General features: G+C 60.5%; 13 protein-coding genes and 2 pseudogenes. 12 read left to right on the plus strand and 3 right to left on the minus strand.

Features of this window, described 5'->3' with window-relative positions; genetic code table 11:
• The 8 genes from AAC083_RS09445 to AAC083_RS09480 form a co-directional block, all read left to right on the plus strand.
• A partial coding sequence (locus AAC083_RS09445; RefSeq protein ID WP_146181635.1) for an AMP-binding enzyme occupies positions 1-724 on the plus strand: 724 nt, incomplete at its 5' end.
• 2 nt (positions 725-726) lie between these two features.
• Entirely contained in the window at positions 727-849 is a 123-nt protein-coding gene (locus AAC083_RS09450) for a hypothetical protein (RefSeq protein ID WP_258224642.1), read from the plus strand.
• A gap of 265 nt (positions 850-1,114) precedes the next feature.
• The gene (aroQ, locus tag AAC083_RS09455) at positions 1,115-1,564 is read left to right on the plus strand and encodes a type II 3-dehydroquinate dehydratase (RefSeq protein ID WP_065402637.1); all 450 of its coding nucleotides are present in this window, start codon (positions 1,115-1,117) and stop codon (positions 1,562-1,564) included.
• A gap of 36 nt (positions 1,565-1,600) precedes the next feature.
• On the plus strand, positions 1,601-2,056 hold the full coding sequence (accB, locus tag AAC083_RS09460; protein WP_042035842.1) for an acetyl-CoA carboxylase biotin carboxyl carrier protein: 456 nt from the start codon (positions 1,601-1,603) through the stop codon (positions 2,054-2,056).
• A 15-nt stretch (positions 2,057-2,071) separates the two neighbouring features.
• Entirely contained in the window at positions 2,072-3,412 is a 1,341-nt protein-coding gene (gene accC / locus AAC083_RS09465) for an acetyl-CoA carboxylase biotin carboxylase subunit (protein ID WP_042035843.1), read from the plus strand.
• Positions 3,413-3,524: 112 nt separating this feature from the next.
• Entirely contained in the window at positions 3,525-3,803 is a 279-nt protein-coding gene (locus AAC083_RS09470; RefSeq protein ID WP_181364701.1) for a DUF997 family protein, read from the plus strand.
• Positions 3,793-5,250, plus strand: coding sequence for a sodium/pantothenate symporter (panF, locus tag AAC083_RS09475; protein WP_108536445.1), 1,458 nt, complete (start codon positions 3,793-3,795; stop codon positions 5,248-5,250). Before AAC083_RS09470 ends, panF begins: the two co-directional genes overlap by 11 nt.
• Before the next feature lie 89 nt (positions 5,251-5,339).
• Positions 5,340-6,767 carry a PTS transporter subunit EIIC gene (locus tag AAC083_RS09480; protein WP_108536446.1) on the plus strand — a complete coding sequence of 476 codons (1,428 nt, stop codon included), beginning with the start codon at positions 5,340-5,342 and terminating at the stop codon, positions 6,765-6,767.
• Between the two features lie 2 nt (positions 6,768-6,769).
• Here AAC083_RS09480 and AAC083_RS09485 read toward each other — a convergent pair.
• Positions 6,770-6,932, minus strand: a pseudogene (locus tag AAC083_RS09485) (LysR family transcriptional regulator); the annotation flags it as partial.
• 20 nt (positions 6,933-6,952) lie between these two features.
• On the opposite strand from AAC083_RS09485, the pseudogene AAC083_RS09490 reads away from it, so the two are divergent.
• The 4 genes and pseudogenes from AAC083_RS09490 to AAC083_RS09505 all read left to right on the plus strand — a co-directional run.
• Positions 6,953-7,153: pseudogene (locus AAC083_RS09490) on the plus strand (zinc-binding alcohol dehydrogenase family protein); the annotation flags it as partial.
• Positions 7,154-7,295: 142 nt separating this feature from the next.
• Positions 7,296-8,177: a 50S ribosomal protein L11 methyltransferase gene (gene prmA, locus AAC083_RS09495; protein ID WP_108536447.1), complete on the plus strand. Its 882-nt coding sequence runs from the start codon at positions 7,296-7,298 to the stop codon at positions 8,175-8,177.
• A gap of 205 nt (positions 8,178-8,382) precedes the next feature.
• Positions 8,383-9,357, plus strand: a complete 975-nt coding sequence (locus AAC083_RS09500; RefSeq protein WP_108536448.1) for a D-2-hydroxyacid dehydrogenase family protein — start codon at positions 8,383-8,385, stop codon at positions 9,355-9,357.
• 110 nt (positions 9,358-9,467) lie between these two features.
• Positions 9,468-10,022, plus strand: coding sequence for a sugar O-acetyltransferase (locus AAC083_RS09505; protein ID WP_108536449.1), 555 nt, complete (start codon positions 9,468-9,470; stop codon positions 10,020-10,022).
• 395 nt (positions 10,023-10,417) lie between these two features.
• On the opposite strand, the gene AAC083_RS09510 is transcribed toward AAC083_RS09505, so the two are convergent.
• Both AAC083_RS09510 and AAC083_RS09515 read right to left on the minus strand, forming a co-directional pair.
• Positions 10,418-10,966 (minus strand): NAD(P)H nitroreductase, encoded by a 549-nt coding sequence (locus tag AAC083_RS09510; RefSeq protein ID WP_108536450.1) that lies wholly within the window; start codon positions 10,964-10,966, stop codon positions 10,418-10,420.
• 114 nt (positions 10,967-11,080) lie between these two features.
• Positions 11,081-11,977: NAD(P)/FAD-dependent oxidoreductase (locus tag AAC083_RS09515; RefSeq protein WP_146181636.1), on the minus strand; the 897-nt coding region annotated here is incomplete at its 5' end.

Consider the following 11,977-nt stretch of genomic DNA (forward strand, 5'->3'; position numbering starts at 1 on the left):
CGTCGATACCTGGTGGCAGACCGAAACCGGCGGCATCCTCATCAGCCCGCTGCCCGGCGTCACCGATCTCAAGCCAGGCTCGGCCACTCGTCCCTTCTTCGGTGTGCAGCCGGCGCTGGTAGACAACATGGGCGAGCCGCTGGAGGGGGCCACCGAGGGCAATCTGGTGATCACCGACTCCTGGCCGGGTCAGATGCGCACCGTGTTCGGCGATCACGAGCGCTTCGAGCAGACCTACTTCTCGACCTTCCCCGGTCGTTACTTTACCGGCGACGGCGCCCGTCGCGATGAGGATGGTTACTACTGGATCACGGGGCGGGTGGATGATGTACTGAACGTCTCGGGACACCGCATGGGCACAGCCGAAATTGAATCGGCGCTGGTCTCCCATCCCAAAATTGCCGAAGCGGCTGTGGTGGGGGTGCCTCACGAGATCAAGGGTCAGGGCATCTACGCCTATGTCACCCTGATCGCCGGGGAAGAGCCGAGCCGCGAGCTGCACAAAGAGGTGAAGGAGTGGGTCCGCAAGGAGATTGGCGCCATCGCCACCCCGGATGTGATCCACTGGGCCGAGGGGCTGCCCAAGACCCGTTCCGGCAAGATCATGCGCCGAATTCTGCGCAAGATCGCCACCGGTGAAACCGATAGCCTGGGGGATATCTCCACCCTGGCTGATCCGGGTGTAGTGGACAAGCTCATTCGCGAGAAGTCGGAAGCCGCATGATCATGCGCACCATAATGCAGCGCAAGATTGCCGCCGGCGAAACCGATAGCCTGGGAGATATCTCCACCCTGGCGGTTTCTGGCGTGGTGGACAAACTCATCCGCGAGCAATCCGAAACGGCCTGATCCCGCCCCTTCTCAGCCCCCAAAGCCGGCCCAGTGCCGGCTTTGTCGTCTCTACTACCGAGCCATTGAATAGCGAGCTCGAGAGCTCAAAAAACAGACAGATGTAGAGATTAGACCAGTAAAATGCTGCTAATTTTCACGAAATCAATATAATTGCGAAATCTGTGTACCAGTGCACACCGAATTGCGCAGAAAATGGCTAGATTTCTGGTAATCCACAAGATAACGGATAGATAGCAGCATTATCATCGAGGATGTACTCAATATGTCGCAAAATCACCGTATTCTCCTGCTCAACGGGCCGAACCTGAACCTGCTGGGCAAACGGGAACCGGGCATCTACGGCAGCAAGACGCTCGACGAGATCGTTGCCGATCTGACGCACAACGCCAGCGAACTCGGGGTCACACTGGAACACCTGCAATCCAACGCCGAACATGAGTTGGTCAGCCGCATTCATCAGGCCATGGGCCAGGTGGATTTTATCATCATCAATCCGGCAGCCTTCACCCATACCAGTGTCGCCATCCGCGATGCACTGCTGGGTGTGGCCATCCCCTTTATCGAGGTTCACCTGTCAAACGTCCATGCCAGGGAGCCCTTCCGTCATCACTCCTATCTGTCTGATGTCGCCAGGGGGGTGATCTGCGGGCTGGGTGCCGATGGCTACCAATTCGCTTTAACCGCGGCCGTGCATCAGTTGCGCGCGGCTTGATAATCACTGATCAGATAAAGAAGAAAGAGAATGCTAATGGATATCCGCAAAATCAAGAAGCTGATTGAACTGGTTGAAGAGTCCGGCATCGCCGAACTGGAGATCTCCGAGGGTGAAGAGTCCGTTCGCATCAGCCGCAACTTCTCCGGTCAGGTGACCACCGCCATGCCGCAGATGATGATGCAGCCAGCCATGGCCCCTGCCGCCGCACCGGCCGCAGCCGCCACAGCACCGACCGCCGATGCGGCCGCGCCGAGTGGCCATCTGATGCGCTCCCCCATGGTGGGCTCCTTCTATCGCTCCTCCAGCCCGGAAGCCAAACCCTTCGCGGAAGTGGGTCAGCACGTCAATGTTGGCGATACCCTGTGCATCGTCGAAGCCATGAAAATGATGAACCAAATCGAGTCTGACAAGGCCGGCGTGATCAAAGCGATCCTGGTTGAAAATGGTCAGGCCGTCGAATTTGACGAGCCGCTGTTCATCATCGAATAAGGGAAATTGCCACCCATGTTGGACAAAGTAGTCATCGCCAACCGCGGTGAAATTGCCCTGCGGATCCTGCGCGCCTGCAAAGAGCTCGGGATCAAGACAGTGGCCGTTCACTCCACCGCCGATCGGGAGCTCAAACATGTGCTCCTCGCCGACGAAACCATCTGCATCGGCAAGCCTGCCAGCGGTGAATCCTACCTCAATGTGCCGGCGATCATCGCCGCCGCCGAGGTCACGGGAGCCGTTGCCATCCACCCGGGTTATGGCTTCCTCTCCGAGAACGCCGATTTCGCCGAAGTGGTCGAAAAATCCGGCTTCATCTTCATCGGCCCGCGTGCCGAGACCATTCGCCTGATGGGTGACAAGGTCTCCGCCATCGAGGCGATGAAGAAGGCTGGCGTACCTTGCGTGCCTGGCTCTGACGGCCCGGTCGACAGCGATACCAAGCACAACGCCGCCATTGCCAAGCGCATCGGTTATCCGGTGATCATCAAGGCCGCCGGTGGCGGTGGTGGTCGCGGCATGCGCGTGGTACGCAGTGAAGCCGAGCTGGCTGCCGCCATCGCCCTGACCAAATCCGAAGCAGGCCAGTTCTTCAAGAACGACATGGTCTACATGGAGAAGTACCTGGAAAACCCGCGCCATATCGAAATTCAGATATTGGCAGACGGCCAGGGCAACGCCCTCTATCTGGGCGAGCGTGACTGCTCCATGCAGCGTCGCCACCAGAAAGTGGTCGAAGAGGCACCGGCACCCGGCATCACCGAAGAGATGCGCAAGTTCATCGGCGAGCGCTGCGTGCGCGCCTGTATCGAGATCGGCTACCGCGGCGCGGGGACCTTCGAGTTCCTGTACGAAAACGGCGAGTTCTATTTCATCGAGATGAACACCCGTATCCAGGTTGAGCATCCGGTCACCGAGATGGTCACCAGCGTGGATCTGATCAAGGAGCAACTGCGCATCGCCGCCGGTCAGCCCCTGTCGATCACCCAGCAGGACATCCGCATCCGTGGCCATGCCATCGAATGCCGGATCAACGCCGAAGACCCGGCTACTTTCATGCCGTCTCCGGGCCTGATCCAGCGCTTCCATGCGCCGGGTGGTCTGGGCGTACGTTGGGATTCCCACATCTACGCCGGTTACAAGGTTCCGCCTTACTACGACTCCATGATCGGCAAGCTGATCTGTTACGGCGAGAACCGTGACGTCGCCATCGCCCGCATGCGCCAGGCGCTGGACGAGCTGGTGGTGGAAGGGATCAAGACCAACGTCTCCCTGCAAAAAGAGATCATGAAAGACGAAAACTTCCAGCACGGTGGTACCAATATCCACTACCTGCACAAGAAGTTGGGTCTGTAAGGATCTAAGGCAGAACAATGACTTCCGATAGAAGTCAGCTCCGTAAGGAGCCTCTGTTGAAAAAGGGCCATGGCGACATGGCCCTTTTTTGTTATCCTTGCGCCCCTCAAAATTGTCGGAGGCCAAGGTGAATCGTTTCGCGCTCGCTCGCCGGGAAGCAGCCCTCTGCCTGCTGCTGACCCTGCTCTACTTCCTTGCCTGGTATGGCACTGCGTACTTCATCCCCGAAGAGATCGAATACTGGGACATGCCGCTCTGGTTCCTGCTCAGCTGCATGGTAATGCCACTGTTGTTCATCGTGCTGTGCGGCCTGATGGTGGATCGCCTGTTTGTGGATATTCCCCTCGATACGCCTCCCCTCCATGCCAAGGAGCCCCCCCATGAATCTTGAGCTGATGCTGCCGCTCATCCTCTATCTGGTGCTGGTGCTCGGGATCGGCTTCTGGGCCAGCCGCCACCGTGCCGGCGGCGATTTTGTGCAGGAGTACTTCATCGGCAACCGCAGCATGGGTGGCCTGGTACTGGCCATGACGCTGGTAGCGACCTATACCTCGGCGTCCTCTTTCATCGGCGGCCCGGGGGCAGCCTACAAAATAGGCCTTGGCTGGGTGTTGCTGGCGATGATCCAGCTACCCACCGTCTGGCTCACCCTGGGGGTGCTCGGCAAGAAGTTCGCCATCATAGCCCGCCGGGTCAATGCAGTGACCATCAACGACATGCTGTGGGCCCGCTATCAGAGCAAGGCCGTCGTCGTGCTGGGCTCGGTCACCATCATCCTCGCCTTTATCGCGACCATGGTGGTGCAGTTTATCGGCGGCGCTCGCCTGCTGGAGACGGCGACCGGTCTGAGCTATCAGCAGGGGCTTTTCCTGTTTGCCAGCTGCGTGCTGCTCTACACGGTGATCGGCGGCTTTCGCGCCGTGGTGATGACCGATGCCCTGCAGGGGATCATCATGCTGATCGGCACTGGCGCCTTGCTGGCGGGGATTTTGATTGCCGGTGACGGCCTGCCCAATCTCATCCACCAGCTCAGGGAGATCGATCCCAAGCTGGTGAGCCCGCAGGGGGCCGGCGACATGCTGACCCAGCCCTTCATGCTGAGCTTCTGGATCCTGGTCTGTGTCGGGGTAGTGGGGCTGCCACACTCAGCCCTGCGCTGCTTTGGCTACCGCGACAGCAAGGCGCTGCACAGAGGCATTCTCATCGGCACCGCGGTCAGCGCCCTGCTGATGTTCGGCATGCACCTGGCCGGGGCGCTCGGTCGCGCCATCCTGCCCGGCATGGACAGCCCGGACAAGATCATGCCCTCGCTGATGATGGAGGTGCTGCCCCCCTGGCTGGCCGGGGTCTTCCTGGCGGCGCCCATGGCAGCCATCATGTCCACCATCGACTCCCAGCTGATCCAGTCCTCTGCGACCCTGGTGAAGGATCTCTACCTCAACTACCTCAATCCGAAGCAGGAGAAGCTGGAGGTGCGCATTCCCCGCCTCTCCCTGCTCTGCACCCTGATCCTGGGCACTTTGGTGCTGCTCGCGGCGCTACAGCCCCCCGAGATGATCATCTGGCTCAACCTGCTCGCCTTTGGCGGCTTGCAGGCGGTATTCCTCTGGCCGCTGGTGCTCGGCCTCTACTGGTCACGGGCCAACGGCCCGGGCGCGCTGGCCAGCATGGTGTCCGGCATCGTCTGCTATGGCGTGTTGAGTCAGTGGGGGATCAAGCTGGCCGGACTGCACGCCATAGTACCGAGCCTGGGGCTGGGACTGGCTGCCTTCGTGGTGGTCAGCCTGCTGACACCACCACCCGATCAGGGCGTGCGGCGATTGTTTGAGCAGCAATAACAAATAGATTAATGAAGGGCTCCAAAACTATCCTCAAATGGGTGTTTTGCAGGTAAAGTGTGCGCCACGTCACAAAAACACGTTCCCTTATGCCAATACAGAACGCCAGACAGATCCTGACTCAAGCCCTGCAACGACTCGGTTATGCCCTGCTGTTGCCGGTCTCCATAATGCCGCTGGCGGCCATGTTCTATCGGCTCGGTCAACCGGATGTGCTGGATCTGGCTGTGCTCTCCCTCACGGGACGTGCCCTGTTCAGCCAGATGCCGCTCATCTACGCGGTGGCCATCGCCTTCGGCCTGAGCCGGCAGGGAGAGGGTACCCAGGCGCTGGCCGGGGCCGTCAACTTTCTGTTGCTGAGTTCGGCACTGGGCACCCTGGCCCCCGGCCTGCATGCGGACATGATCTGCGGCCTGCTGGCGGGCATGACCACGGCCATCGTCTACCCCTGGGTGAAGCGGCATACACTGTCGGGCTGGTTGCAGAGAGTGAATCGGGACTTTCTCTGCCTGTTCGCCTCGGCGCTCAGCTGCCTGTTGCTGGCGTTCCCTCTCTCCCTGTTCTGGCCCCTGCTGGAGCAGGGCATCACGCTGCTGGCCTCAGAGCTGCTCACCACCCCGCTGGGGGCTTTCTGCTATGGCGTGCTGAACCGCTTGCTGATCCCCCTTGGCCTGCATCAGGTATTGGGCAGCCTCATGGGGCTGGGCGAGAGCAACCTGCAGGCGCTGGCCGCCGCCCAGCCGCTGCACGAAGGGTATGTGGCCGGGCTCTACCCCATCATCATGTTCGGCCTGCCGGGCGCCTGTTTTGCCATCTGGCTGCACCGCCAGCGCATGCAGCGACTGCCGCAAGGGGGCCTGCTGCTCACCCTGGCGCTCACCTCGGCACTGGTGGGGATCACGGAGCCCATCGAGTTTCTGTTCGCCTTCACCGCCCCCTGGCTGTTTCTGGCCCACGCCCTGCTGACCGGGCTGTCGCTCGCCATCTGCAATGCGCTGGGCATCCAGGTGGGCAGTTACTTCTCCGCCGGCCTGCTGGATCTGATGCTGAGCTATCAGTCCGGCGTGCACAGCTTCTGGCTCATTCCGGTCGGTATCCTGTTCTTCGTCGCCTATACCCTGCTGTTCTATCAGCTGCTGGAGCGCGCTCCCCTCAGACTGCCGAGCAAGCCCATCGCCAACGAGTATCCACGGCTGGCGAGCGTCGCCCCCTCCGACCCCCAGATGCTGGCGATCCAGTACCTCAAGGTGCTGGGCGGGATGGACAACCTGCAGGCCATGAGCGTCTGCCTGACCCGCCTCAGCCTGCGGGTCCGCGACATAGCGCGGGTGGATCAGTCTCGTCTGCTGGGGCTGGGTTGCCTCTCCTGGATCCAGCTCAACGATCACCAGCTGGTACTGGTGCTGGGCCCCAATGCCAGCCTGATCGAAGGGCAGATCCGCATGCTGGCGGAGCGCCAGTCGGTACCGCTCGGCCTCAAGCCCAACCAGGAGTCCGCCAGCCAGAGCAGCTGGTAACCTCAGGCAAACGGCAGCCGCTCGGCGACGACGTCCATCAGCGAGCGCATTCGGGGAGATGAGGCAGAAGGGATTGGGCGGTATGGGGTGATCCGGCAGCACCTTGTGCAACCGCCCCGTCGCCAGACCCTGCTGGCAAACGTGGTGTGGCAACAGGGCAATCCCCCTTCGTGCAACGCCATTGCTGTACCAACGCCACTGCCGAGCACTGGGCCACTATGGCGGGGCTAATCCGACTGTTTGGCCATATCTGTACCATCGCCGAATCGGGCGAGCCCTGGGATCTCTCCCTGCTCAAGAGCAAGAGCGTCACCTTCAGCCAGGAGTTCATGTTCACCCGCGCCCTGTTCCAGACCCCGGACATGACCGAGCAGCACAGGTTGCTTCCCGTCACCCAATGAGAAAGACATTCACCGAGCCGACTCGGCGGCGTTCTCTTCCTGCGTCATGCCGACATGGGCAAACCACGACAGCACAGGCCCATGATGATAGAATCTCGCGGTTTCACATTTATGAAGAGTCGACGCCATGCCCTGGATACAAATTCGAATCAACGCCACTGCCAAGACAGCAGACAAGGTGAGCAACATGCTGCTGGGGCGTGGAGCCCAGGCCGTGACCTTTATGGATGCCCAGGATGTGCCCGTGTACGAGCCGCTGCCGGGTGAAACCCCGCTTTGGGGCGAGACCGAAGTGATGGGCTTGTTCGATGCCGAAACTGATCCGGCCCCCACCATCGCCTTCTTCCAGCAGATCTTCGGTGAAGACGTCGGCTACAAAGTAGAACAGCTGGAAGACAAGGACTGGGTGCGCGAGTGGATGGATCACTTCCACCCCATGCAGTTTGGCAAGCGCCTCTGGATCTGCCCGAGCTGGCGCGATGTGCCGAACCCCGATGCGGTCAACGTCATGCTGGATCCGGGTCTGGCCTTCGGTACCGGTACCCACCCCACCACAGCGCTCTGCCTGCAGTGGCTGGACGGGCTGGATCTGACCGGTAAAACCGTGGTCGACTTTGGCTGTGGCTCCGGCATTCTCGGCATCGCCGCACTGAAACTGGGTGCCGCCCGCGTCATCGGCATCGACATAGACCCGCAGGCCATCCAGGCCAGCCACGACAACGCCGAGCGTAACGGCGTGGCGGGCCAGATTGAACTCTACCTGCCTGCGGACCAGCCGCAAGACGTCGAAGCGGATGTCGTCGTAGCCAACATCCTGGCCGGCCCGCTGCGCGAACTGGCACCGCTTATCGCCGGCCACGGCAAGGCGGGCAGCCTGATGGCCCTCTCCGGCGTGCTGGAAAGTCAGGCCCCGGAGCTGGAAACCATCTACGGCCAGTGGTTCGACATGGACCCGACCGCAGTGAAAGAGGAGTGGTGCCGCCTCTCCGGCCGCAAGCACGGCGGATAAGATCCGCCACTTCCTATACAAGCAGGGCGCCCATACGGGGGCCCTGCTCGTTTCAGTCCCCATGAAACCTGACCAGCCAATACGAGGCTCGTTGGCTTGCCCATAGTGCTAACCCGCCGTGAAAAATATCCACTCGAGTACAAATGCCGATTCGATTCCGGTAGGATGGCCATCAAACGAGGAATGATGGGAACGGAGACTCTTTATGCGCATTGCCATTCTGGATGACTATCAGGATCAGGTTCGTCATCTACCCTGCTTTGCCATGCTGGCAGGACATGATGTCATGGTACTCAACCAGAGTGAGCCAGATGCAGCACGTCTTGCCGCCATGCTGGACGGCATTGAGGCTCTGGTACTGATCCGCGAGCGTACTCGCATCGACGAACACCTGCTGATGGGGCTTCCCTCACTCAAGCTCATCAGCCAGACCGGCAAGATCAGCCAGCATATAGACCCGGTACAGTGCCAACAATACGGTGTTGCCATCGCTGAAGGGGTCGGCAGCCCCATTGCGCCTGCCGAGCTCTGCTGGGCACTCATCATGGCGGCCTCGCGCCATATTCCCGCTTACAGCAAAGCGTTGGGCCAAGGCCAATGGCAGCAATCCGGCAGTCTCGGTCTGGGTCGAACCCTTCACGGTCTGACACTCGGCATCTGGGGCTATGGCAAGATAGGCCAGCACATAGCCCGCTATGGCAAAGCATTTGGCATGTCGGTACTGATATGGGGCAGTGACTCATCCCGTCAGCGGGCAGAGCAGGATGGGCTGGAAGCCGCTGCCGGCAAGGACGCATTTTTCCGGCGGGCCGATGTCTTGTCCCTCCATCTGCGGCTCAACGAGATCACTCGAGCCTGCGTTACCCGTGCCGATCTGGCTCGCATGAAAGCAGACTCTTTGCTGGTCAATACCAGCCGGGCCGAGCTCATCGAGCCGGGAGCCCTTTATGCCGAGCTCACCGCCAATCCGCTCAAGCAAGCTGCGCTGGATGTGTTCGATCTCGAACCAGCCACACTCGACAGCGAGCCCCTGCTGCGTCTACCCAACGTGCTGGCCACACCGCATCTGGGTTATGTGGAGCAAAACAGCTATGAGATCTACTTTCGCAAGGCATTTGAAAATGTGCTGGCCTTTGCCGATGGCAGGCCACAAAACCTGGTGATACCGGCGCAGGGCTGAAGTTCACGCTTATTCTGCTGACAAGGCAGTCATATATGCCCCTGTCCGTACGCGTGTGCGGCAGCCAGCTGCCCCACTCACCTCATGCCAACCAGAGAGCAGAATGCCCCATGACCGAATATCAAAAGATGATCAGTAGCCAAGTCTATAACTGCATGGCGCCGGAGCTGGATGTCCTGCGCCGCGAGACGGCGCGCCGCTATCGCCGTTTCAATCGCAGCGAGGAGGAGGAGGAGCTGCTGACGCTGCTGCAGGAGATAGTCGGCGAGCTGGCACAGGGGGCCTTCATTTGTCCGCCCCTCTACTGTACCTATGGCCGCCATATCAGCTTGGGAAAAAATTCCTATATCAACATGGGGGCCACTCTGCTGGACAACGCACCGATCCGCATCGGCGCCAACGTCATGATAGGACCGAACGTGCAGATCTACACCGCCGCCCACGCGCTGGCAGCCGATGAGCGCATTCAGGGGATGGAGACGGCATTGCCGGTGACCATAGAAGACAAGGTCTGGATAGGCGGCGGCGCCATCCTGCTGCCCGGCGTCACCATAGGGCGGGAAGCCATCGTCGGCGCGGGCGCCGTGGTGACCAAAGACGTGCCAGCCGGTGCGCGGGTGGTGGGCAACCCGGCCCGGATCCTGCCTGCCAACACGGGGCGCTGATCCTTTCCCGTTGCTAGGCGGTCGCAGTAACCGCCGAGCGGGCCGCGCAGTGAAGTACGGGCAGGCATGCGGCAGTTAACAGGAGCCCATAAAAATGAAGCCCAATGTCACGAAGACGTTGGGCTGTAAAAAGGTGCTACGGAATTGCGACTCTCATCGCAGAAAATCAGAAGGGGTCACCTTCTAAACTGGCATAGAGATATTAATAAGGCGCAAACGTTTTACATAGCGTAATCAACCAAGATTGAGAACAGCCTCTCACTATTTAAAAAATTCCCTGCCAAGCCCCATCCCCCTCTTGGCAAGTATTTATTTATCAGTACAGCCTCAGGAACATAATCGGGCAGGCTCAAAAAAGCCCTGGCAAGTCAGGGCTTTGGCTAAAAAGATGCCGATTAGAAACGACGGACAAACTCATCTGGCGGCAGTTCGCGCAACTTGCGCGCCTCCAGCATGGGGGTACCGAGGTAGAGGAAACCCACCAGTTGATCCTCCGGTGCCAACCCCAACCCCTCGTTGACCCGCTCATCGAAGATGAACCAGCCGGAGCGCCAGATACCGTTGAAGCCCTGCGCCTGCGCTGCCATCTGCATCGCCATCAGGGCGCAACCGGCAGAGAGCTCCTGCTCCAGTTTCGGCACTTTGGGGTGGGCCTGATAGCGGGTGGCGACGGCCACCAGCAAGGGCGCGCGCAGCGGCGCCTCCTGGCACTTCTTGATGCTATCGTCATCCTCGCCACGGGCGCGGGCGGCCTCGGCCAGCAGGTTACCCAACCGCTCACGACCCTCCCCTTCAAACAGAATGAACTGCCAGGGAGTCAGGGTGCCGTGATCCGGCGCGCGCAGGCCCGCCTTGAGGATATTGTCGAGCACCTCACCGCTCGGGGCGGGATCGGCGAGACGGCCACAGGAGTGGCGGTTGAGCAACAGGGTGAGGGCATCCATGGGCAATTCCTTCTCTGGGGCAATGATGGCGCTACCTTAGCACAGCACCGAATGAAGAAAACCCCTGAGGCTCAGGGGTTTATCGCACGATAGAGGGTCAGAGGGTATGGCTGGCTAGATAACGGCTGCCAGCTCGGCCCCTTGCCGGATGGCGCGCTTGGCATCCAGCTCGGCCGCCACGTCGGCACCACCTATGATATGCACCGGCTTGCCTGCCGCCTGCAACCCGGCCTGCAGCTCCTTGAGTGGCTCTTGCCCTGCGCAGATGATCACCTGATCCACCGGCAGACACTGTTTGGTCTCGCCCACCTGAATGTGCAAGCCCTCGTCATCGATCCCCAGATATTGCACCCCGGAGAGCATCTGCACCTTGCGGTTCTTGAGCACGGTTCTGTGGATCCAACCGGTGGTCTTGCCAAGACCGTCACCCACCTTGCTCTCCTTGCGCTGCAGCAGCCAGATCTGGCGCTCGGGGGCGTCGATTTCGGGGGCGATCAAGCCGCCACGCTGGTCGAGTTGCTTGTCGATGCCCCACTCCTTGAGCCAGTGATCACGATGGCCGTCGGCATCCATCTCCACCTTTTTCTCAACTAGGTATTCAGCCACATCGAAGCCGATGCCGCCTGCGCCGATCACCGCCACCTTCTGGCCGACCGGCTTGTGATCCCGCAATACATCGAGGTAGTTCATCACCTTGGGATGCTCAATTCCCGGAATATTTGGTGAGCGCGGGCGGATGCCGGTGGCGAGGATCACCTCGTCAAAACCGCCGCCGAGCAGGCTCTCGGCACTCTGGCACTGGCCGAGGTAAAGCTCGACACCACACTTCTCCAGCCGTTTGGCGAAGTAGCGCAGGGTTTCGTGAAACTCCTCTTTACCGGGGATCTGCTTGGCAAAGTTGAACTGACCGCCAATCTCGCTCGCCTGATCAAACAGGCTCACCTGATGGCCGCGCTCGGCAGCGTAGCAGGCAAACGCCAGCCCGGCCGGGCCCGCCCCCACCACCGCCAG

It is taken from the genome of Aeromonas sp. HMWF014 (genome assembly GCF_963878295.1).
Taxonomy (GTDB): domain Bacteria; phylum Pseudomonadota; class Gammaproteobacteria; order Enterobacterales; family Aeromonadaceae; genus Aeromonas; species Aeromonas popoffii.